The sequence below is a fragment of the Nocardioides sp. GCM10030259 genome (assembly GCF_042666375.1).
GTDB lineage: Bacteria > Actinomycetota > Actinomycetes > Propionibacteriales > Nocardioidaceae > Nocardioides.
Map to the genome: position 1 here is coordinate 287,196 of NZ_JBHTDF010000006.1, position 20,213 is coordinate 307,408.

Below are 20,213 nucleotides of genomic sequence, written 5' to 3' on the forward strand. Positions count from 1 at the left end.
ATGAGATAACGCAACAAACCCCGCCGGCCGGGAGTGTCGCGGCGCGGCGGGGTCCGGTCGGGAGTCAGCTACGGCGTCCGGAGGCGTAGAGGCCGGCGCCCACGAGCATCCCGATGCCCGCGGCCAGCTCGGCGACGAAGACGGCCGTCTCGTTGTCCAGGAACACCGCGAACAGGATCAGCAGGATGCCGCACAGGCCGACGACGCCGAGGATCGGCTTCTGGGGGAGCGAGGTGTTCAGCGCCATCGCGCACAGCACCACGGCCGTGCCGATGATGCCGTCGCGGTAGCCCGCCCACATGCCGTCGTACTCGGTGCCGTAGACGAGCCAGGTCGCGAGGATCAGGCCGAGGCCGGCGAGGAGGATCAACAGCCAGCCGAACGGCGCCATCACCGGCGCGGGGCCGGAGGCGTCGGGGGTCGACGTGGGAACGGCCGGGGTGCCGGGTGCGGTGCGTCGCTCGGGAGTCGCCATGGGCCGAATCCTAGTAGTGATCCGCTTCGGGCATCGCGGCGCCCGCCACTGGGTAGGTCATCCTCATGACCGATCTCGTGCTCGGCCCCGTGCTGCGGTACGTCGACGCCACCACGGCGACCGTCTGGGTGGAGACCGCGCAGGCCGCCGAGGTCACGGTCACCGCCGGCGAGCACCGGGCGGTGGCGCGGACGTTCGGCGTGCACGGGCACCACTACGCGCTCGTCGAGCTCGACGGGCTCACGCCCGGCACGATCACGCCGTACGCCGTGCACGTCGACGGCGAGCAGGTCTGGCCGTCGACCGATCCCGAGCTCGCCGAGTTCCCCCCGTCGATGATCCCCACGCTCGCGCCGGGCAAGCCCCTGCGGATGGCGTTCGGCTCGTGCCGCGTCAGCGTCGACCACGACGCGGAGGGGACCGAGCAGTTCGGCGTCGACGCGATGCGGGCCTACGCGCTGTTCATGGCGGGCCTGACCGAGGGCGGGTCGGAGGACCCCGGGGAGCGGTGGCCCGACCTCGCGCTCTTCCTCGGCGACCAGGTGTACGCCGACGAGACCAGCGAGGAGATGCGCGAGTTCATCGAGCAGCGTCGCGACCCCGAGCAGGCGCCGTGGTACGAGCTCAAGGACTACGAGGAGTACACCTACCTCTACCGCATCGCGTGGTCGGAACCGGCGAACCGATGGCTGCTCTCGACGCTGCCGACGGCGATGATCTTCGACGACCACGACATCCGCGACGACTGGAACACGTCGTGGACCTGGCGGCAGGCCATGGAGTCCACCGACTGGTGGCACGAGCGGGTCGTGGGCGGGCTCGCGGCGTACTGGGTCTACCAGCACCTCGGCAACCTCGGGCCCGAGGAGCGCGCCGTCGACGAGCTGTGGAGGCGGATCGCGGCGCACGACGGGCCCGGGGAGCTCGACCTGGGCGATGCGCTCGACGCGCTCGCGGACCGGGCCGACCAGCACCCGGAGACCTACCGGTGGAGCTACTCCCGCGAGTTCGACACCCAGGCCCGGCTGGTCGTCGTCGACTCCCGGGCCGCGAGGGTGCTGGACCCCGACCGTCGCTCGATGCTCGACGACAACGAGCTGATGTGGCTCGACGCGCAGCTCCGCGGCGACGTCGACCACCTGCTGATCGGCACGTCGCTGCCGTTCCTGCTGTCCCCGGGGCTGCACCACGCCGAGGCGTTCGGCGAGGCGCTCGCGCAGGGCGCGTGGGGACGGCCGGGGAAGTGGCTGGGCGAGCACTTCCGCCAGGGCGCCGACCTCGAGCACTGGGCGGCCTTCCAGCGCGGCTTCCGCGACGTCGCGGCGATCCTGCTCGAGGTGGCGGCCGGACGCCGGGGGCGGGCGCCGCGGACGATCACGTTCCTGTCCGGCGACGTGCACCACAGCTACCTGGCCGAGGCGTGGCCGCGGGGCGGGGTCGTCGCGAGCCGGATCCTCCAGGCGGTCTGCTCACCGATCCGCAACCCGCTGCCGGGGCCGATGCGGACCCTGACCGGCTTTGCCGCGTGGCGGCCGGCCGGCCTGATCGGGCGACTGATGTCGCTGGCGGGGCGGGTGCCGCTCGAGCCGCTGCGGTGGGCGGTGACCCAGGGACCCTGGTACGCCAACAACCTCGCGGTGCTCGAGCTCGACCCGCGCGGCATCCGGATGTGGTGGGTCAGCGGACGGGTGGTCGACGGCGACACGCACCGTCCCGTGCTCGGACGCGAGGCAACGCTCGACCCGGTGGGCTGACGTCGGATCAGGCGATGGCCAGAGCGGCCTGGCCCGGCACGGCCGAGCTGCGGCAGTCGCAGTCGTCCCCGCACGCCAGGTAGGTGTGGGCGGCGTGGCCGCAGCGCGTGCACGGCATGTCGTGCGACAGGTGCACGTCGTTGGTCTGGACGGTGTCCCACATGGTGTTGCCTCCCTCCCGCGCCACCCGGTGCCCCATGCCTCCGGTCTTGGTGGTGCGGACACCTGGAAGGTGCCATGTTCATCGGTCGCAGATACCGGATCGGACCGGAACCGCCCGCAATTGCCCCGGCTGACCGTCGCGGATGGCCCGTCCGGGGCATCCGGCGGACCCGCACCCGGGCCGGGCACGTGGCACGATCGGACGCGTGAGCAGCGACGCCGATGCCCAGCGCCTCCGCGACCTGGCGCTCCTGCGGCGCGTGCGTGATCGCATGGACCGCGAGTACGCCCAGCCCCTCGACGTCGAGGCGCTCGCGCGTGGGGTCAACATGTCGGCCGGCCACCTGAGCCGGCAGTTCAAGGCGGCGTACGGCGAGTCGCCGTACTCCTACCTGATGACGCGGCGCATCGAGCGGGCGATGGCGCTGCTGCGTCGCGGCGACCTCAGCGTCACCGACGTCTGCTTCGAGGTCGGCTGCCAGTCGCTCGGCACGTTCAGCACCCGCTTCACCGAGCTCGTGGGCATGCCGCCGAGCGAGTACAAGCGGCACGCCCGCGACGACATGGCCGGCGTCCCGTCGATCGAGTTCAAGAAGGTGACGAGACCGGTCAGGAATCGAGAAGCGCCCGTCGCACCGCGTCCCTAGGGTCGTGGTCATGGACATCAACCTTCACACCACGTTCCTCCCGCAGGACGACCCGGAGGCAGCGCTCCGGTTCTACCGCGACACGCTCGGCTTCGAGCTGCGCAACGACGTCGGCTACGACGGCAAGCGGTGGCTCACCATGGGCTCGCCCGGGCAGCCGTCCGTCAACATCGTGCTCTACCCGCCGGGCGCCGACCCGGGCATCACCGAGGACGAGCGGAAGGTCATCACCGAGATGATGGCCAAGGGCACCTTCGGCAGCATGCTCTTCTCGAGCAAGGACCTCGACGCGACATTCGAGCAGCTCCAGGCGGCCGACGTCGACATCGTCCAGGAGCCGACCGAGCAGCCGTGGGGCGTGCGCGACTTCGCCGTCCGCGACCCTGCCGGCAACATGCTGCGTGTCCAGGCGGCGTCATGAGCGCCACGACCGCCGTCACCATCGACTCGCTCGTCATCGAGACCTCCGACCCCGCCGCGACGGACGCGTTCCACGCCGCCCTCGGGCTCGGGGACGTCGTCAGCAGCCGCCGGTCCGACGCGCCGACGACCGGCTTCCGCGGGTTCACGATCTCCCTGATCGTCGCGCAGCCGAGCACGGTCGACGCGCTCGTCCGGTCCGCGCTCGACGCCGGCGCCACCGAGGTGAAGCCCGTCAGCAAGAGCCTCTGGGGCTACGGCGGCGTCGTGCAGGCGCCCGACGGCACCCTGTGGAAGGTCGTCTCCCAGTCCAAGAAGGACAGCGGTCCCGCGACCCGGGAGATCGACGACGTGGTGCTCCTCATCGGCGTCGCGGACGTCAAGGCGAGCAAGCGGTTCTACGAGGAGCGCGGCCTGGCCACCGGCAAGAGCTTCGGCGGGAAGTACGCCGAGCTCGACACCGGGTCGCGGGTCAAGCTCGCGCTCTACCCCCGCAAGGCCGCCGCCAAGGACGCCGGAGTTCCGGGGGAGGGGAGTGGGTCCCACCGGATCGTCGTGCGCGGCTCGACCGACGGCTTCACCGACCCCGATGGATATGTGTGGGAGTCCGGGTCGAACTGACCGACCTCCCACCGGCGTACGACAGATGGAGAGAATGAGCGCATGGCGTCCCAACACACGGCCGACACCCACGACCTGATCCGCGTCACCGGCGCGCGGGTGAACAACCTGAAGGACGTCAGCGTCGAGATCCCCAAGCGCCGGCTGACGGCGTTCACCGGGGTGTCCGGCTCCGGCAAGAGCTCGCTGGTGTTCGGGACCATCGCGGCGGAGTCGCGGCGGCTGATCGACGAGACGTACTCCACGTTCGTCCAGGGCTTCATGCCCAACCTGCCGCGACCCGAGGTCGACGCGCTCGAGGGCCTGACGACGGCCATCCTCGTCGACCAGGAGCGCCTCGGCGCCAACCCGCGCTCGACGCTCGGCACCGTCACCGACGCCAACGCGATGCTGCGCTCGCTCTTCAGCCGGCTGGGCGAGCCCTACATCGGCGGGCCGACGGCGTTCTCCTTCAACGTGCCCACGACGAAGGCCAGCGGCGTGATGACCGGCCCGAAGGGCGAGAAGAAGATCGTCAAGGACGCCGTCTACCTCGGCGGCATGTGCGCCGAGTGCGAGGGTCGCGGCACGGTCTCCGACCTCGACCTGTCCGTGATCATCGACGAGTCGAAGTCACTGGTGGAGGGCGCCATCCTGGTGCCGGGCTACACCGCCGACGGGTGGATGGTGGCGACCTACATCGAGTCCGGGTTCGTCGACCCGGAGAAGCCGATCAAGGACTACACGGAGAAGGAGCGTCACGACCTCCTCTACAAGCAGACGACGAAGATCAAGGCCAAGGGCATCAACGTCAGCTACGACGGACTGATCCCGAAGATCCGGAAGTCGATGTTCAGCAAGGACGTCGACTCGCTCCAGCCGCACATCAGGGCCTTCGTCGAGCGGGCCGCGGTCTTCAAGACCTGCCCCGCGTGCGACGGCACCCGCCTCAACGAGTCGGCGCGGTCGTCGAAGATCAAGGGCGCCAGCATCGCCGACGTCTGCGCGATGCAGATCACCGACGCGGCGGAGTGGGTGCGCGGGGTCGAGGACCCGGGCGTCGCGCCGCTGGTCGGGAGCCTGCTGCACCTCTTCGACTCGTTCGTCGAGATCGGCCTCGGCTACCTCTCGCTCGACCGGCCGTCGGGCACGTTGTCCGGGGGAGAGGCGCAGCGCACCAAGATGGTCAGGCAGCTCGGGTCGGCGCTGACCGACGTCACCTACGTCTTCGACGAGCCGACGGTCGGCCTGCACCCCCACGACATCGCGCGGATGAACAAGCTGCTGCTCGACCTGCGCGACAAGGGCAACACCGTGCTGGTCGTCGAGCACAAGCCCGAGACGATCGTGATCGCCGACCACGTCGTCGACCTCGGCCCGCAGGCGGGCACCGGCGGAGGGACGGTGTGCTTCGAGGGCACCGTCGACGGGCTGAAGGGCTCCGACACCCTGACCGGACGGCACCTCGGCCACCGGGCGCGGCTCAAGGACGCCGTACGCGAGCCCTCCGGCCAGCTCGAGATCCGCGGCGCCACCGAGCACAACCTGCAGGACGTCGACGTCGACGTGCCGCTCGGCGTGCTCTGCGTGGTGACCGGGGTCGCCGGGTCGGGCAAGTCCTCGCTGATCCACGGGTCCGTCCCGTCGAAGGAGGGCGTCGTGTACGTCGATCAGTCGGCGATCAAGGGGTCGCGGCGGTCCAACCCGGCGACCTACACCGGGCTGCTCGAGCCGATCCGCAAGGCGTTCGCGAAGGCCAACGGGGTCAAGCCGGCGCTCTTCTCCGCCAACTCCGAGGGCGCCTGCCCGACCTGCAAGGGCAACGGGATGATCTACACCGAGCTCGGGTTCATGGAGACGGTCGCGACGCTCTGCGAGGACTGCGGCGGCAAGCGCTTCCAGGCGGCGGTGCTCGAGATGCGCTTCGGCGGACTCAACATCGCCGAGGTGCTGGACCTGCCCGTCGCCGAGGCGCACGAGTTCTTCGGGTCCGGCGATGCGAAGACGCCGGCGGCCGCGTCGATCCTCGGGCGGCTCGAGGACGTCGGGCTCGGCTACCTCAAGCTCGGCCAGCCGCTGAACACCCTCTCCGGCGGCGAGCGCCAGCGGCTGAAGCTGGCCATGCACATGGGGGAGAAGGGTGGCGTCTACGTGCTCGACGAGCCGACCAGTGGCCTCCATCTGGCCGACGTCGACCACCTGCTCGCGCTGCTCGACAAGCTCGTCGACGCCGGCAAGTCGGTCATCGTGATCGAGCACCACCAGGCCGTGATGGCACACGCCGACTGGATCATCGACCTCGGTCCCGGCGCCGGACATGACGGCGGGCGGATCGTCTTCGAGGGCACCCCGGCCGAGCTGGTCGGCGCCAGGAAGAAGACGCTGACGGGGCAGCACCTGGCGGAGTACGTCGGGGCCTAGGTCACCGGCGCTGGTCGAGCAGCCGCGCCCGGCGTACGCCGGCCGTCAGGCGGTACGACGTCTCGACCAGCTCGGCGACCTCGCTCCAGTCGACCCCGTCGTCGAGGTCGAGGCCGACCCAGCCGGAGACGCCGAGGTACATCGGGTGGAAGAACCTCGGGTCCTCGAGCAGCGCCGGCCGCTCGACCGGGTCGGCCAGCACCAGCACCGACTCGCTGTGCCGCTCGTAGCCGTCGCCGACCTTCACGCTGCCGCCGTAGTAGGCGAAGACCTTCGTCGTGTAGAACGCCGGGATGCCGTGCGAGACCTTCTCCGCCGCGTCCGGCAGGGCCAGCGCGAGCTCGCGGACCCGGGCGAGGACCGGGTCGTCGTCGTCGAACATCCGCGGATGTGGCATGCCACGACGCTAGCGGGCGTGTAGGACAGTGGTCATGGGACACCTCCAAGATCACGCGGCGGAGCTGCTGGCGCAGAACGCCTACCTGACGCTCGGCACCGTCGGCCCGGACGGGCGGCCGTGGGCCTCGCCGGTCTACTTCGCGGCCGACGGGGTGTCGGACTTCTACTGGTCCTCGACACCGGTGAGCCGGCACTCCGAGAACCTCGCGGCGCACCCGGCCGTCAGCCTGGTCGTCTTCGACTCGACGGTCCCGCCGTACCACGGCCGGGCGCTGTACGCCGACGCCACCGCCGAGGTGCTCGCGGGCGACGACCTCGAGCGGGGCCTCGCCGTCTACCCGGGTTCACCGGAGCGCGGCGGAACCGGCCTCACCGCGGACGAGCTGTCCGGGTCGTCGCCGTGGCGGCTCTACCGTGCGCGGGCCACCGAGGTGTCGGTGCTCTGCCCGCGCGAGCCGCGGCAGCCGTGCCCGCTGCACGGTCGGAACGACGACCACCGCGCCCGCGTCTGGCCCGAGACAGCTGCACAGGGTTGAACACGTGCACTGGGTCGAGCACGGCGGGGGAGCACCGGTGGTCGTCCTGCACGGCGCGGGCGTCGACCACCGCGAGGCCGAGGCGTGCTTCGAGCCGGCACTCGGCGCGGTCCGCGGCCTGCGGCGGATCTATCCCGACCTCCCGGGCATGGGCAGGTCGCCGGCGCCCGTGGCGCTGCGCAGCGCGGACGACGTCCGCGACGTCCTGATCGACTTCGTCGACGCGGTCGCCGGCGCCGATCCGGTCCTGCTCGTCGGCCACTCGGCCGGCGCCTACTTCGCCCAGGGCATCGCCGCGAAGCGGCCGGACCGGGTCGCCGGGCTCGGGCTGGTGTGCCCGCTCCTGCCCGACAGCCGTGACGTCCCGGAGCACCGCCCGGTGGTCGCGTCGGACGATCTCGGTGACGAGTCCTTCCGCGCCTACTTCGTGGTGCAGACACCGGAGATGCTCGAGCGGTACCGCCGCTTCGTCGCCCCTGCCGAGTCCCTCGTCGACGAGGCCGCGATGGAGCGGATCGGAGAGCGCTGGCAGCTCACCGGGACCGATGACGCGGCGTACGACGGCCCGACGCTGGTCGTCGCGGGGCGACAGGACTCGACGGTCGGGTACGCCGCGGCCGCGGACCTGGTCGACCGCTACCCGCTGGCGACACTCGCCGTGATCGACGGCGCCGGGCACGCGCTGCCGCACGAGCAGCCGGACCTGCTGGCCGGCCTGCTCGCGGACCTCGTCGCGCGCACGACGAGTCGGCGCCGAGGGATGATGCCGCGGTGAGCACGTCCCAGGAACCGAAGGCGGCACTCGAGCACTATCTCCAGGGAGCGCGGGAGGCACTGCTCTGGAAGGTCGAAGGACTGTCGGAGCATGAGCTGCGCCGGCCGCGGACGCCGACCGGCACCAACCTGCTGGGGATCGTGAAGCACTGCCTCAACGTGGAGGTCGGGTACTTCGGGCCGACGTTCGGGCGCGAGTGGCCGACGCCGGGGGAGCTCGTGCCCGAAGACGCCTACGACACCGACCCGCAGGCCGACTGGTACGCCACCGCGGACGAGTCCGCTGCCGGCCTGGTCGATCTCTACCGCCGCGTCTGGTCGTTCGCCGACGCGACGATCGACGAGCTGCCGCTCGAGACCGTCGGCCGCGTGCCGTGGTGGCCGGCCGACCGCGCCGAGGTCACGCTGCACCGGGTCATCGTCCACGTCACGGCCGACCTCGCCCGCCACGCCGGTCATGCCGACATCCTGCGCGAGCAGATCGACGGCTCCGTCGGCCTTCGCATCGAGAACTCCAACATCCCCGAGGGCTGGGACTGGCCGGCGTACGTCACGAAGCTGGAGCGCCTCGCGGAGGACACGGCGCCGCGGGGCCCTGGCGCCGCCGGCGGTACGTATCGGGTGCGATCGCGGCGCCGATGAGAAGTGACGCCGACAGCAGTCAGATGTACGGCCCGGTGAACGCGGGCGCGCCTAGACGGAGAGTAGCGAGATGAGACCGCTCAGATATTCGATCAACGTCACGCTCGACGGGTGCTGTCATCACGAGGCAGGGCTCCCACCGGACGAGGAGTCGATGCGCTACTGGACCGCCGAGATGGCACGAGCCGATGCCTTGCTCTTCGGACGCGTCACCTACGAGATGATGGAGTCGGCCTGGCGGAGGCCGGCCACGAGCACCTGGCCTGACTGGATGGACGAGTGGCAGGTCCCGTTCGCCGAGACCATCGACCGGGCGAAGAAGTACGTCGTGTCGAGCACGCTGAGCGGGGTCGACTGGAACGCCGAGCTGGTGCAAGGCGACGTGGGTCAAGCGGTCCAGCGGCTCAAGCAGGAGCCGGGCGAGGGCCTGTGGGTGGGTGGGGTGACGCTGCCCGGGGCCTTGGCGAATCTGGGACTGATCGACGAGTACGAGTTTCTCGTGCAGCCGGTCCTTGCCGGACACGGGCCGACGTTGCTCGCCGGCATGCGCGAACGCATCCAGCTCGAGCTCGTGGACCGCCATGAGTTCCGGTCAGGGGCAGTCGTCCTGCGATACCGGCCCAACGGGAGTAACGGGCCGACGTCGTGAGGCGGGAGCAGTCGCATCTATGGGCGAGCCCGACTGGTTCCGCGCCTCCTGCCGCTTCGCCGATAACTGACATTATGTCAGTTCCCGCGGATCCGGCCCTCCCTCAGGTTCCTCGAGGTTCCTCTTCAGGCGTGTCCGCTGGGCTGGCCACGATGACGCCCGATCACGTGCCGCCGTCCGTCGGCGCCCGAGGGCGCGCGTGTTCGATGAGCGACGTGGCGCGTCACCAGCACCACCGCGACGGTGGTGACGACGCCGGACAGGAGAATCTCGTCGCGTGACAACCCGTCGATGTTCGGCTGGAGCTGCTTCTCGGTCGCCCAGCCGAACAGCACCTCGCTGGTGAACGCGCCGGCGGCGAAGCAGGCGATCGTCGTGATGGCGGCGGCGATGAGCCTGCCGGCGAGGCTCCGGCCGCCCACGGCGAGCCCCGCGACCACCCCGAATTCGAGCGAGATGACCCCGAGGACGGCCAATCCCTGAAGACCCAGGTCCCACTGCATGACAGCGCCTCCCCTCGATGGGCTTGTTCTTCCATCTTCGGAGCACGCGCTCCACCTCGGGAGGGCAGAAGTACCTCGACGACGGTGTGCGCTCCCGGGACTTCCGGGGGTGCGGCGGTGACCTTTGCCCATGCCTCGGCGACCCCTTCCGGAGGATCGTGAAGATCAGGAGAAGGGGGTTCGCCGTGCTGACCCTGGAGACCACGATCGCCCTGGACGGCCTCTCCGGCGATGAGTTCACGGACTTCATGCTCACCTGCGACGACACGCGGTACCGGGCGTGGTGGCCCGGCACCCACCGGCAGTTCCACGTACGTCGAGCGGGACCCGGCGAGGATCATGTCGGCGACGTGGTGTGGATGGACGAGTACGTCGGCCGGCGACACCTGCGGATGGCCGCCGCGGTGGTCGACGTGGTGCCCGGGCGGAGGATCGTCTGGCAGCTGCGCCCGTGGCGGCTGCGACCTCCGGTGCGACTGACGCTGGCCTTCGACCCCCAGGAGGACGGCGCGGTGGTCCGTCACGTCCTCACCGCCGGCTGGGCGGGATGGGCCCGCGTCCTCGACCCCGTCTGGCGGCTGTACTTCAGCCCCACCTTCGCGCACGACCTCGACCGACACGCCCGGACGGAGTTCGGGAGGCTCCCCCACCTGCTCCATCCCGACGACGACCCGACACCGTGACGGCCGTGGACCCGGTGCACCTTCTCGGTTGGCGATGACCGCGTAGGCGATCGCGAAGACGGCGACCGCCGCGATGGCGATCGAGTGGTCGCTGGGTGGGATCACGGGCGCCCGGTCACGGAGGTCCGTGGGCGGTGTCGAGGCGGACGTCGACCTCGACGAGCTCGAGGTCGTGCACCTCGACCCCGAGCCCGTCGACCGCGGACCGGACGGCACGGCGGAGCGGCCGCTGGGCGGCGGCAGCGGTCTGCGTGAGGTCGCTCGCCGCCCATCCGGTGACCGTGTGGGCGATGGTCTGCTCCGCCGCCAGCTCGGCCGCGGGCCACGGGTCGGCGTACCGGGCACCGGCCTCGGGCCGCGCGATGGAGACGGTCGCCTCCACCAGCACCAGCACCGTCACGCCGTCGGCGGTCGTCGCGCGCACACCCACGGGCAGCTCGTGCGGTCGGGAGACCTCGCGCTCGAAGCGCTCCACGAACGGGATGCGCCAGGCCCAGCCCGACGACCAGCCACGACGGACGACGCCGCGCCGCGTCACGACGGTCCACTCCCCTGGCCGCACCCGGCTCAGGGACATCGCCAGCCAGCAGAGCAGGAGCGCGCTCGCGGCGACGATGGGGTACGTCGTGGCGGTCATGTCTCGAGTCTTCGTGAGCGATCGCCTGCGCTGAATGGGTGCTACCACCCATCTGCGCCCGCGCGCACCGGGAGGCTGCCGGTCGCATGTCAGGCTGGCGGCGTGCGGTTGTACTGGAAGGTGGTGCTGATCAACGGCACCGTGCTGGCCTGCGCGACGCTCGCGCTCGTGCTCGGCCCCTTCAGTGTGTCCCGTCGCCCGGTCGTCTCCGAGGTCCTGGTGCTCGGCACCGGGCTGCTGGTCATGCTCGTCACCAACGCGCTGCTGCTGCGCTCGAGCCTGAAGCCCGTTGAGAAGGTGGTGGCCGAGTTCAACGAGATGTTCGAGCGCCTCGAGGACGAGCGCGCGACCAGCAACGCCAAGGCGCTCGCGGCCCAGGAGGCCGAGCGGCACCGGATCGCCCAGGAGCTCCACGACGAGGTCGGCCAGCACCTGACGGTCGTGCTGCTCGGCCTCAAGCAGGCCGAGCGACGAGCGCCCGCCGACCTCGCCGCCGACCTCGCGCTGCTGCGGGAGAGCACCCGCGCCGGCCTCGACGACGTACGTCGCGTCGCGCGCCAGCTGCGCCCGGACGTGCTCGACGACCTCGGGCTGGCCAGCGCCCTCGCCGCCCTCGCCAGCGACTTCGGGCAGCACAGCGGCGCCTCGGTCCGCCGCGTGGTGACCCCCGGCCTGCCCGAGCTCCCCCGCGAGGCCGAGCTCGTCATCTACCGCGTCGCCCAGGAAGCGCTCACCAACGCCGCTCGGCACGCCCGGGCCGACACCGTCGAGCTCTCCCTCACCCGCGTCGGGCGGCACGTCGTGCTGGCGGTCGCCGACAACGGGCACGGGTTCGACGTCAGCCGCGACGGCGCCGGGCTACGTGGCATGCGCGAGCGCGCCCGTCTGGTCACCGGCGACCTGACGATCGCGAGCTCCCCCGCCGGCACCACCGTGCGGCTGGAGGTCCCGGCGTGACCGCCCGGATCCTGCTGGCCGACGACCACGCGCTGGTGCGCCGCGGCGTACGCCTGATCCTCGACCAGGAGCCCGACCTCCGCGTGGTGGCGGAGGCCGGCGACGGCGCCGAGGCCATCGAGCGCATCCGCGAGACCGAGGTCGACCTGGTGATCCTCGACATCGCCATGCCCCGGATGACCGGGCTGCAGGCCGCCCGCGAGATCGGCCGGCGTACGGCGAGGGGCGAGCCGCCCAAGGTGCTGATGCTGTCGATGCACGACAACGAGCAGTACTTCTTCGAGTCGCTCAAGGTCGGGGCCTGCGGCTACGTCCTGAAGTCGGTCGCGGACGAGGACCTGGTCGGCGCCTGCCGGGCGGCCCTGCGCGGCGAGGCGTTCGTCTACCCCGGCGCGATGGGCGCGCTCGTGCGCGACTACCTCGACCGGATGCACCGCGGTGAGCGGGTCCCCGAGACCGTGCTCACCGAGCGCGAGGACGAGGTGCTCAAGCTGATCGCGGAGGGCTCGTCGTCCAAGGAGATCGCCCGCGCCCTCACGATCAGCATCAAGACGGTCGAGCGGCACCGCGCCAACATCCTCGCCAAGCTCGGCATGCGCGATCGCACCCAGCTCACCCGCTACGCCATCCGCGCCGGCCTCATCGAGCCCTGAGGCACGACGGCGGCCCACCCGGGTCACTCGGGACGGGTGATGTGCGATCGCGGATCCGGGAGGACGCTCCGAGGAGGAAATCGGACGATCGGAGGTCATCACATGACCAGTAGTCACGAGCTGGATCCCCGGAGCATGCAGGACGCCCAGGACGTCAGCAACTTCAACCCCGGCCTGCAGCCGAAGTACGTCGCTCAGGACTCGGGCTGGGTCAGCTGGGTGCAGTTCGCGGCCGTCCTGCTGTTCCTGGCGGGCTCCCTGCACGTCATCGAGGGCCTCGTAGCGATCTTCCGCGACGAGGTCTTCCTGATCACGAGGGAGCGGCTCGTGATCAACCTCGACTACACCGCGTGGGGCTGGTTCCACCTGATCATGGGCGTGATCATGATCCTGGTGGGCGCCGGCCTCCTCTCCGGCCGGATGATCGCGCGCATCGCCGGCGTGGCCGTCGCCTTCATCAGCGCCCTGCTGAACATCACCTTCATGTCGGCCTACCCGATGTGGTCGGTCATCCTGATCGCCATCGACGTCCTGGTGATCTGGGCGATCATGGTGCACGGCGGAGAGCTGAAGCGCGTCAAGGTCTGATCGGGACACGCCAGCGGGCACCTGCCTCGGAGGTCGAGGCAGGTGCCCCTCTGGCTGTCAGTGCCAGTCGCTGATCTGCACGTCGCCGGGCGCCGGAGCACCGGCGCCGCTCTCGACGAGCGACTTCAGGCTCATCAGGAACGTCGCCCACTTCGTGCTGCAGTGGTGCATGAACTCGACCGGCTCGGCCCAGCCGCGGTGCGAGAACAGCACGATCGTCCAGTCGTCGTCCTGGCGCAGGTCCCACTCGACCGTCGTACCGATCCACTCCTGCGGGCCGTCCACGACCCGCCACGCGACCCGCTTGTCCGGCACGGCCTCGACCACCTCCATGTCGAAGCCGCCGACGGGCGGGAACCGGAACTCCAGGACGCCGCCGACGGCGCCGCTCCCCTGCGCGTCCTCGGTCCACCACCCGGCCAGCGCGCCGACGTCCGTCAGCGCGTCGTACACCTTCTCGGGCGACGTCGTTCGTACGCCGACCCGGTGCAGGATGTCCACCACCGCCATCACTCCTCTTTCGTCTGCTCGTCCGTCTGCTGGTGGATCGCCTCCGCGATCCGCTTGATCCGCTGGAGCCGCGCATCCCACGCGGAACCGACCGCCTCGAGCTGTCCCACGGCGCGCGTGAGCTGCTCCTGGTCGATCCGGAACTGCCTCTCGCGCCCGGCCGTCGTCGCGTGGACCAGGCCGACCCGGTCGAGGACGACGAGGTGCTTGGCCACCGCCTGCCGGGTCACCGGCAGGTGCTCGCTGAGGCTGGTGGCCGTGCCACTCCCCTCGCTCAGCAGCAGGTCGAGCATCCGGCGCCGCGTCGGGTCACCGACCGCCGACCAGAGCTCGTCGTCCACGGGCCTGTTCATGCTCCTGCCGCCACCTTCGACGCGTACTCGGGCAGCCGCGGCAGGAAGAAGTCCCAGCCCTTGACGTGCTCGCGGTACTGCTCCTCGAGCACGGCGACCTCCCAGCCCATCTCGCGGAAGCCGGTCTCGGTCATCCGCAGGCGCGTCCCCGAGCCGGAGGGCGTCAGGTCGAACGTGACCAGCAGCGAGTTGCCCTCGGCGGCCTCCTCCCCCGGCCGGTGCGTCCAGCGGAACGTGAAGGTCCGCGGCGGCTGCACCTCCAGCACGGTCAGCCCGACCAGCGCTCCCTCGCCGTCCGGGTCTCCGAAGGTGATCTCCCCCGCCGACCCGGGCGCGACCTCGTAGCGCGCGTCGTCGGGCCACCAGCCCGCGAGGTGCTCGGGCTTGCTCACCACGTCGAAGACGACCTCGGGTGCGGCGTCGACGTAGATCTCGCGCTCGATGCTTCCCAGTTCCATGACTCCTCCTGCAACAATTGGTTGCATAGAAACGTACGCCGCCTCGGACCATTGCGCAACCCTTGGTTGCAACGTTGACCGATAGGTTGGCGGCGATGACCTGGACGACGACGCCGATCACCGCCGACCTGCTGCGCGGAGCCGTCGAGCTCGAGCAGACCGACCGTGGGCTGCTGCCGCACCGGCTGCCCGCCTGGGCGCGCGACCAGGCCGCCGACGGCCAGCTCGCGATGGCCGAGTCGCAGCCCTCCGGCGTACGTCTCGTGCTCCGCACCGAGGCCACGGCGATCGAGCTCGACGCGATCCCCACGAAGCGCGAGTACGTCGGCGCACCCGCGCGCCCCGACGGCGTCCACGACCTCGTCGTCGACGGCCGCCTGCACTCCCGGGCCACCGTGCCCGGTGGCGACACCCTCCTCATCGACATGACGACCGGACGCTTCGAGCACCGCCACGGCGAGCCCGGCACGGCGTCGTTCACGGGGCTGCCGCCGGGCGAGAAGCGGGTGGAGATCTGGCTTCCGCACGACGAGACGACCGTGCTCGTGGCGCTGCGCGCCGACGCGCCCGTGCACCACGTCACGGACGAGCGACCGGTGTGGCTCCACCACGGCAGCTCGATCAGCCAGGGCTCGAGCGCCGAGCACCCGACGGGCACCTGGCCGGCGGTCGCGGCCGGGATCGCCGGGGTCGACCTGGTCAACCTCGGGTTCGGCGGCAGTGCGCTGCTCGATCCGTTCACGGCACGCACCATGCGGGACACGCCGGCCGACGTCGTCAGCGTCAAGATCGGCATCAACCTGGTCAACCAGGACCTGGTGCGGCTCCGCGCCTTCCGTGCCGCGGTGCACGGCTTCCTCGACACGATCCGGGAGGGCCACCCCGAGACTCCCCTGCTGGTGGTCTCCCCGGTGCTCTGCCCGATCCACGAGCACACCCCGGGACCGAGCGCACCCGACCTGAGCGCGCTCGGCGAGGGACGGCTCGCCTTCGTCGCCGCCGGCGACCCCGCCGAGGTGATCGCCGGCAAGCTCACTCTCACGGTCGTCCGCGACGAGCTCGCCCGGATCGTGGCGCAGCGCCGGGAGCACGACGTACACCTCCACCTCCTCGACGGACGGGAACTGTACGGCGAGGCGGACGCGGCCGAGCTGCCGCTCCCCGACGCCCTGCACCCCGATCCGACGACGCACCGGCGGATGGGTGAGCGGTTCGCCGCCCTGGCGTTCGGCTCGGGTGGCGCCCTGGCCACCACGCCACGCTGACCCGGGGTAGCGTCCCGACCATGCCGGACCTCGACGCCATCAATGCCGAGCGCGACCGCATCCGCTCGACGTACCTCTCGCCCGAGCAGTCCCGCCCCGCCTCGTCGGCGCGCGGCGTGCACCACGTCGCGATCGTCTGCGCGGACGTCGAGACGACGGTGCGCTTCTACCAGGGGCTGCTGGAGTTCCCGCTGACGGAGATCTTCGAGAACCGCGACTATGCGGGGTCGAACCACTTCTTCTTCGACATCGGCAACGGCAACCTGATCGCGTTCTTCGACTTCCCCGGTCTCGACGTGGGGCCGTACGCCGAGGTGCTCGGCGGTCTCCACCACCTGGCGATCTCGGTCGAGCCCGAGCGCTGGGCGCACCTCAGGGCCAAGCTCGACGACGCCGGGGTCGAGTACCTCCTCGAGAGCGACAGCTCCATCTACCTGCGCGACCCCGACGGCACGCGGGTCGAGCTGATCTCGGACCGGCTCGGCGAGATGTACGGCGAGGCCGTGCTCTAGCTCGAGCAGGCTAGGCCGGCGCCGAGTCCACCAGCACCCCGATCTTGTCGATCCGGTGCTCCGGGTTGCCGAACCGGTCGGCCCACCAGTTGCCGTCGGCGTGGTCCTCGATCGTGGCGCAGGTGGAGAGCGTGATCATCGCGCGGGTGGGCTCGTCACCGGGGCGACCCGGCACCGCTGCGCGCTGAGCCCGCAGCGAGGCGGGCTGGCGGAACGACGTCGACCGGGTGCCGACGATCCGGTAGGTGTAGCGCACTCCCCCGGCCTCGACGTGCACGCGCTCGCCGCGGCGCACCGACGGTAGGTGCTCGAAGGCCCGCGTCGACGACAGGCGGTGTGCGGTCACCTGGTAGTTGCCGATGCCGCCGGGGCCGACGCCGCCGCGCGGGCCGTGCGGGCTGGCGGCCCTGCCGCCGTTCTGGATCCGGGTGCCGGGGGCGTCGTCGGTCCACCCGACGTACGGCACCACCGCGAGGTCGCGGACGCCGATCGACGCGATCGTCAGGGTGGCGCGACGCGGGGTGCCGTCCGAGTGGAGGGAGGCCTCCTCGACGGGCTCGGCACCCACCGTCGTCTGTGCCGACGGGCTCGACCGCTCCGTCGGTGCCGGCGCTCCCGCAGGAGGATCCGCGGGCGTGGAGCAGCCCGCGAGCAGCAGCACGCCCGCGGCGAGCAGGAGACGGTCAGAGGTCGGCAAGCTTCGGCAGCACGTCCTCACAGACCCGGGCGGTCCACCCGGCCGGGTCGTCGGTGCGGGGCATCAGCGTGACGAGGCTGATGCCGAGATCGGCGTACGCCGCCATGTCGGTGACGAAGCCGTCGGGGTCGGCGAGCGGGTCGGTGCCGCCGAGCATGGTCTTCTCGATGCTGTCGTAGTCGCGGCCGACGTCGTCGCAGTGCCGGCGCAGCACCTCCAGCTTGTGCCGGGCGCCGTCGACGCCCTCGGGGAAGAGGTTGCACGCGTCGGCGTACTGCGCGACCAGCCGCAGCGTCTTCCGCTCACCGCTGCCGCCGATGAGGATCGGCGGGCGCGGCTGCTGCACGGGCGCGGGCACGCAGACGGTCTCGGCGAGCTGGAAGTGCTTGCCGTCGTACGCGCCGTCCTCGTCGCTCCACATCTGGAGGGCTACCTGCAGCGTCTCCTCGAGCCGCTCGAACCGCTCCGACGTCGGCGGGAACGGGACGCCCAGCCCCCGGTGCTCGCGGTCGTACCACGCCGCGCCGAGTCCGAGCATCGCGCGGCCCCGCGAGAGCACGTCGAGCGTCGTGACGATCTTGGCGAGCAGGCCGGGATGGCGGTAGGTCGCGCCGGTCACCAGCAGGCTGAGCCGAACCCTCTCGGTGACGCCGGCGAGGTAGCCGAGGGTCGTGTAGCCCTCCAGCATCGGCTCCGGCGGCCCGCCGAGGGCCTCCATCTGGAAGTAGTGGTCCATCACCGTGAAGAGCGAGACGCCGCCCTCGTCGGCGACGCGGGCCGTCTCGGTCAGCCGCGGCAGGAGGTTCGACTCCCAGTCGGGGTGGGTGAAGCTGGCGTAGTGGATTCCGATCCGCACTCTCCGAAACTAGCCCGCCAGCCCCAACAGCCACGCGCCTCCGAGCACGAGGCAGCCGACCGTGACGGCGAGGAAGACGCCCACCCACACCAGTCCCGGCACGCGGGTCAGCCGCGCCAGCTGGTCGGCGTCCGACGTCCGGGCCCGCCCGCGGCGCCGCAGCGTCTGCAGCTCCAGCACCGGGCGCGGGGCCGCGAGCAGCAGGAACCAGGTGCCGACGTACGCCGCGGTCGACTGCACGACCCCGCTCCCCCACCACGTCACCGCGAACAGCGCGACGCCGGCGACCAGCACCGACCAGAGCCCGAAGAAGTTGCGGATCTGGAGCAGCAGCAGGCCGAGCAGCACGATGCCGAGCCACAGGACCGCCAGGGCGTGCTGGCGGTGCAGCAGGTACGCCGCGCCGAGGCCGAGCAGTGCCGGGCCGACGTAGCCGGCGAACGCCGTCAGCACCATCCCCGGGCCGCGCGGCTTCCCGCGGGAGACCGTGATCCCGGAGGTGTCGGAGTGCAGCCGGATACCCGAGAGGGACCGGCCGGTGACCAGGGCGGCGACGCCGTGGGCGCCCTCGTGCGCGATCGTCACGACGTGCCGGGTCAGCCTCCAGGCGGTCGGCGTCGCGACCAGTGCGAGCGCGACGACGGCGGGCACCAGCACGGTCGCGTCGGCCGGCGCCGGCTGGGTGCCGACCACCTCGTCCCACACATCGCTGAGGCTCACGCCGCAAGAGTGCCGGACGGGTGGGCTGGGTACGTCGGCGGCATGACTGGACCGGACGCTGGGCACCGCCGCCCCGAGGGCCTCGACGACGCGACCGTCGAAGCGCTCGGCCGGTTGTCGGAGGCGCTGGAGGCCGTGGAGGTCGCGCGCGGTCACCTCTACGCGTTCCATCGGCTGTCGGGCACCGCCGATCTCACGCTCGGTGACGCCGTGCGCCAGTTGCGCGAGGCCGGGCACGGGGAGATCGCCGACCGGATCGAGCGCGACCTGGTCGGGCGCAACGTGATCCCCGGCCGGTGGACGTTCCAGATCGTCGAGGCCTACGACGACACCTACTACACGGCGTTCCGGGAGCTCGAGAAGGCCGCACGCGACCGGCTCGCGCAGGGCCGCCGGCACCTCTACGAGGCCGAGATGAAGGAGGACCGCCGCAGCGACGGGAGGCCGGGCCACGAGGCCACTCCCGGCGAGGTGTGAGTACGTTGAGGGACATGTCCGTCCCGACGTACACGCTCAACGACGGCAGCACGCTGCCCGCCATCGGCTTCGGCACCTACCCGCTGAAGGCGGACGAGGCCGTCACCGCCATCGTCTCCGCGGTCGAGGCGGGCTACCGGCTGCTCGACACCGCGGTGAACTACCGCAACGAGGAGGCCGTCGGCGAGGCCGTGCGCGCCGCCGGGCTGCCCCGCGAGGAGCTGTTCGTCTGCAGCAAGATCCCCGGGCGCGACCACGGGTACGACGACGCGATCGCCAGCACCCACGCGTCGCTCGAGCGACTCGGTCTCGAGTACCTCGACCTGCACCTCATCCACTGGCCCAACCCCGGCCAGGACCGGTACGCCGAGGCGTGGCGCGCGCTGGTCGACCTGCGCGAGCAGGGCCTGGTGCGCGCGATCGGCGTCTCGAACTTCGCCGGTGCGCACCTGGAGCGGATCATCGCGGAGACCGGGGTGACGCCGGTCGTGAACCAGATCGAGCTGCACCCCTACTTCCCGCAGGTCGAGATGCGCGCCGTCAACGAGCGGCTCGGCATCCGCACCGAGTCGTGGAGCCCGCTGGGCAAGCGGCAGGCGCCGTTCACCGAGCCACCGGTGGCGGATGCGGCCGAGACGCACGGCGTGACCCCGGCGCAGGTGATCCTGCGCTGGCAGGTGCAGCTCGGCGCCGTACCGATCCCGAAGTCGTCGACGCCCGAGCGCCAGCGGCAGAACCTCGACGTCTTCGGCTTCGAGCTCACCGAGGACGAGATGGCGGCCATCACGGGCCTCGGGCGCCGCGACGGCCGCCTGTTCGGCGGCGACCCGGACACGCACGAAGAGATGTGATCCCTCTACTCTCT

General features: G+C 71.3%; 28 protein-coding genes. 17 read left to right on the top strand and 11 right to left on the bottom strand.

Going from position 1 to position 20,213, the window contains the following annotated elements; genetic code table 11:
• Positions 1-64 precede the first annotated feature (64 nt).
• Positions 65-475, bottom strand: a complete 411-nt coding sequence (locus ACFQQI_RS08180) for a hypothetical protein (RefSeq protein WP_378560656.1) — start codon at positions 473-475, stop codon at positions 65-67.
• A 65-nt stretch (positions 476-540) separates the two neighbouring features.
• Between ACFQQI_RS08180 and ACFQQI_RS08185 the strand changes: the two genes are divergently transcribed.
• The gene (locus tag ACFQQI_RS08185; protein WP_378560659.1) at positions 541-2,229 is read left to right on the top strand and encodes an alkaline phosphatase D family protein; all 1,689 of its coding nucleotides are present in this window, start codon (positions 541-543) and stop codon (positions 2,227-2,229) included.
• Positions 2,230-2,236: 7 nt separating this feature from the next.
• Here ACFQQI_RS08185 and ACFQQI_RS08190 read toward each other — a convergent pair whose 3' ends face one another.
• Entirely contained in the window at positions 2,237-2,392 is a 156-nt protein-coding gene (locus ACFQQI_RS08190; protein ID WP_378560662.1) for a hypothetical protein, read from the bottom strand.
• Positions 2,393-2,663: 271 nt separating this feature from the next.
• Between ACFQQI_RS08190 and ACFQQI_RS08195 the strand changes: the two genes are divergently transcribed.
• From ACFQQI_RS08195 to ACFQQI_RS08210, 4 genes are read left to right on the top strand one after another with little or no spacing between them, the layout of a single operon-like run.
• Entirely contained in the window at positions 2,664-3,038 is a 375-nt protein-coding gene (locus ACFQQI_RS08195) for a helix-turn-helix transcriptional regulator (RefSeq protein WP_378560801.1), read from the top strand.
• A gap of 10 nt (positions 3,039-3,048) precedes the next feature.
• Entirely contained in the window at positions 3,049-3,459 is a 411-nt protein-coding gene (locus ACFQQI_RS08200; protein ID WP_378560665.1) for a VOC family protein, read from the top strand.
• Positions 3,456-4,079 (top strand): glyoxalase, encoded by a 624-nt coding sequence (locus ACFQQI_RS08205; RefSeq protein ID WP_378560668.1) that lies wholly within the window; start codon positions 3,456-3,458, stop codon positions 4,077-4,079. Before ACFQQI_RS08200 ends, ACFQQI_RS08205 begins: the two co-directional genes overlap by 4 nt.
• Before the next feature lie 42 nt (positions 4,080-4,121).
• Positions 4,122-6,479, top strand: a complete 2,358-nt coding sequence (locus ACFQQI_RS08210) for an ATP-binding cassette domain-containing protein (protein WP_378560670.1) — start codon at positions 4,122-4,124, stop codon at positions 6,477-6,479.
• A gap of 1 nt (position 6,480) precedes the next feature.
• Here ACFQQI_RS08210 and ACFQQI_RS08215 read toward each other — a convergent pair whose 3' ends face one another.
• The gene (locus ACFQQI_RS08215) at positions 6,481-6,876 is read right to left on the bottom strand and encodes an MmcQ/YjbR family DNA-binding protein (RefSeq protein WP_378560673.1); all 396 of its coding nucleotides are present in this window, start codon (positions 6,874-6,876) and stop codon (positions 6,481-6,483) included.
• Between the two features lie 34 nt (positions 6,877-6,910).
• Here ACFQQI_RS08215 and ACFQQI_RS08220 point away from each other — a divergent pair, with 34 nt between their 5' ends.
• The 4 genes from ACFQQI_RS08220 to ACFQQI_RS08235 all read left to right on the top strand — a co-directional run bounded on the left by ACFQQI_RS08220 (position 6,911) and on the right by ACFQQI_RS08235 (position 9,479).
• A complete protein-coding gene (locus tag ACFQQI_RS08220) occupies positions 6,911-7,414 on the top strand; it encodes a pyridoxamine 5'-phosphate oxidase family protein (RefSeq protein ID WP_378560676.1) in 504 nt (167 codons plus the stop codon).
• Between the two features lie 4 nt (positions 7,415-7,418).
• Positions 7,419-8,189, top strand: a complete 771-nt coding sequence (locus tag ACFQQI_RS08225; RefSeq protein ID WP_378560679.1) for an alpha/beta fold hydrolase — start codon at positions 7,419-7,421, stop codon at positions 8,187-8,189.
• Complete coding sequence (locus ACFQQI_RS08230) at positions 8,186-8,830, top strand: DinB family protein (protein ID WP_378560682.1); 645 nt, start codon at positions 8,186-8,188, stop codon at positions 8,828-8,830. The genes ACFQQI_RS08225 and ACFQQI_RS08230 overlap by 4 nt, the downstream gene beginning before the upstream one ends.
• Positions 8,831-8,900: 70 nt before the next feature.
• The gene (locus ACFQQI_RS08235; protein ID WP_378560685.1) at positions 8,901-9,479 is read left to right on the top strand and encodes a dihydrofolate reductase family protein; all 579 of its coding nucleotides are present in this window, start codon (positions 8,901-8,903) and stop codon (positions 9,477-9,479) included.
• Between the two features lie 125 nt (positions 9,480-9,604).
• Here ACFQQI_RS08235 and ACFQQI_RS08240 read toward each other — a convergent pair whose 3' ends face one another.
• The gene (locus ACFQQI_RS08240; protein ID WP_378560688.1) at positions 9,605-9,982 is read right to left on the bottom strand and encodes a hypothetical protein; all 378 of its coding nucleotides are present in this window, start codon (positions 9,980-9,982) and stop codon (positions 9,605-9,607) included.
• Between the two features lie 185 nt (positions 9,983-10,167).
• On the opposite strand from ACFQQI_RS08240, the gene ACFQQI_RS08245 reads away from it, so the two are divergent.
• On the top strand, positions 10,168-10,665 hold the full coding sequence (locus tag ACFQQI_RS08245; RefSeq protein WP_378560691.1) for a hypothetical protein: 498 nt from the start codon (positions 10,168-10,170) through the stop codon (positions 10,663-10,665).
• 115 nt (positions 10,666-10,780) lie between these two features.
• On the opposite strand, the gene ACFQQI_RS08250 is transcribed toward ACFQQI_RS08245, so the two are convergent.
• The gene (locus ACFQQI_RS08250; protein WP_378560694.1) at positions 10,781-11,302 is read right to left on the bottom strand and encodes an SPFH domain-containing protein; all 522 of its coding nucleotides are present in this window, start codon (positions 11,300-11,302) and stop codon (positions 10,781-10,783) included.
• Positions 11,303-11,404: 102 nt separating this feature from the next.
• Between ACFQQI_RS08250 and ACFQQI_RS08255 the strand changes: the two genes are divergently transcribed.
• The 3 genes from ACFQQI_RS08255 to ACFQQI_RS08265 all read left to right on the top strand — a co-directional run bounded on the left by ACFQQI_RS08255 (position 11,405) and on the right by ACFQQI_RS08265 (position 13,500).
• A complete protein-coding gene (locus tag ACFQQI_RS08255) occupies positions 11,405-12,259 on the top strand; it encodes a sensor histidine kinase (protein ID WP_378560697.1) in 855 nt (284 codons plus the stop codon).
• The gene (locus ACFQQI_RS08260) at positions 12,256-12,912 is read left to right on the top strand and encodes a response regulator (RefSeq protein ID WP_378560700.1); all 657 of its coding nucleotides are present in this window, start codon (positions 12,256-12,258) and stop codon (positions 12,910-12,912) included. Before ACFQQI_RS08255 ends, ACFQQI_RS08260 begins: the two co-directional genes overlap by 4 nt.
• Positions 12,913-13,014: 102 nt before the next feature.
• Complete coding sequence (locus tag ACFQQI_RS08265; RefSeq protein WP_378560703.1) at positions 13,015-13,500, top strand: hypothetical protein; 486 nt, start codon at positions 13,015-13,017, stop codon at positions 13,498-13,500.
• A gap of 57 nt (positions 13,501-13,557) precedes the next feature.
• Here ACFQQI_RS08265 and ACFQQI_RS08270 read toward each other — a convergent pair whose 3' ends face one another.
• From ACFQQI_RS08270 to ACFQQI_RS08280, 3 genes are read right to left on the bottom strand one after another with little or no spacing between them, the layout of a single operon-like run.
• The gene (locus ACFQQI_RS08270; RefSeq protein WP_378560706.1) at positions 13,558-14,010 is read right to left on the bottom strand and encodes an SRPBCC domain-containing protein; all 453 of its coding nucleotides are present in this window, start codon (positions 14,008-14,010) and stop codon (positions 13,558-13,560) included.
• Positions 14,010-14,363 (bottom strand): ArsR/SmtB family transcription factor, encoded by a 354-nt coding sequence (locus ACFQQI_RS08275; RefSeq protein WP_378560709.1) that lies wholly within the window; start codon positions 14,361-14,363, stop codon positions 14,010-14,012. The genes ACFQQI_RS08270 and ACFQQI_RS08275 overlap by 1 nt, the downstream gene beginning before the upstream one ends.
• Positions 14,360-14,821, bottom strand: coding sequence for an SRPBCC family protein (locus ACFQQI_RS08280; protein ID WP_378560712.1), 462 nt, complete (start codon positions 14,819-14,821; stop codon positions 14,360-14,362). The genes ACFQQI_RS08275 and ACFQQI_RS08280 overlap by 4 nt, the downstream gene beginning before the upstream one ends.
• Before the next feature lie 95 nt (positions 14,822-14,916).
• On the opposite strand from ACFQQI_RS08280, the gene ACFQQI_RS08285 reads away from it, so the two are divergent.
• Both ACFQQI_RS08285 and ACFQQI_RS08290 read left to right on the top strand, forming a co-directional pair.
• Complete coding sequence (locus ACFQQI_RS08285; protein WP_378560715.1) at positions 14,917-16,086, top strand: SGNH/GDSL hydrolase family protein; 1,170 nt, start codon at positions 14,917-14,919, stop codon at positions 16,084-16,086.
• Between the two features lie 20 nt (positions 16,087-16,106).
• Entirely contained in the window at positions 16,107-16,598 is a 492-nt protein-coding gene (locus ACFQQI_RS08290; RefSeq protein ID WP_378560718.1) for a VOC family protein, read from the top strand.
• 10 nt (positions 16,599-16,608) lie between these two features.
• Here ACFQQI_RS08290 and ACFQQI_RS08295 read toward each other — a convergent pair whose 3' ends face one another.
• The 3 genes from ACFQQI_RS08295 to ACFQQI_RS08305 are packed head-to-tail and all read right to left on the bottom strand — an operon-like array spanning position 16,609 to position 18,871.
• Positions 16,609-17,295 carry a sortase domain-bontaining protein gene (locus ACFQQI_RS08295; RefSeq protein ID WP_378560721.1) on the bottom strand — a complete coding sequence of 229 codons (687 nt, stop codon included), beginning with the start codon at positions 17,293-17,295 and terminating at the stop codon, positions 16,609-16,611.
• Positions 17,282-18,151: an LLM class F420-dependent oxidoreductase gene (locus ACFQQI_RS08300; RefSeq protein ID WP_378560724.1), complete on the bottom strand. Its 870-nt coding sequence runs from the start codon at positions 18,149-18,151 to the stop codon at positions 17,282-17,284. Before ACFQQI_RS08300 ends, ACFQQI_RS08295 begins: the two co-directional genes overlap by 14 nt.
• Positions 18,152-18,160: 9 nt before the next feature.
• Positions 18,161-18,871 carry a M50 family metallopeptidase gene (locus tag ACFQQI_RS08305; protein WP_378560727.1) on the bottom strand — a complete coding sequence of 237 codons (711 nt, stop codon included), beginning with the start codon at positions 18,869-18,871 and terminating at the stop codon, positions 18,161-18,163.
• A gap of 42 nt (positions 18,872-18,913) precedes the next feature.
• On the opposite strand from ACFQQI_RS08305, the gene ACFQQI_RS08310 reads away from it, so the two are divergent.
• Complete coding sequence (locus tag ACFQQI_RS08310; RefSeq protein ID WP_378560730.1) at positions 18,914-19,348, top strand: hypothetical protein; 435 nt, start codon at positions 18,914-18,916, stop codon at positions 19,346-19,348.
• 14 nt (positions 19,349-19,362) lie between these two features.
• Positions 19,363-20,199 carry an aldo/keto reductase gene (locus ACFQQI_RS08315; protein WP_378560733.1) on the top strand — a complete coding sequence of 279 codons (837 nt, stop codon included), beginning with the start codon at positions 19,363-19,365 and terminating at the stop codon, positions 20,197-20,199.
• Positions 20,200-20,213 lie beyond the last annotated feature (14 nt).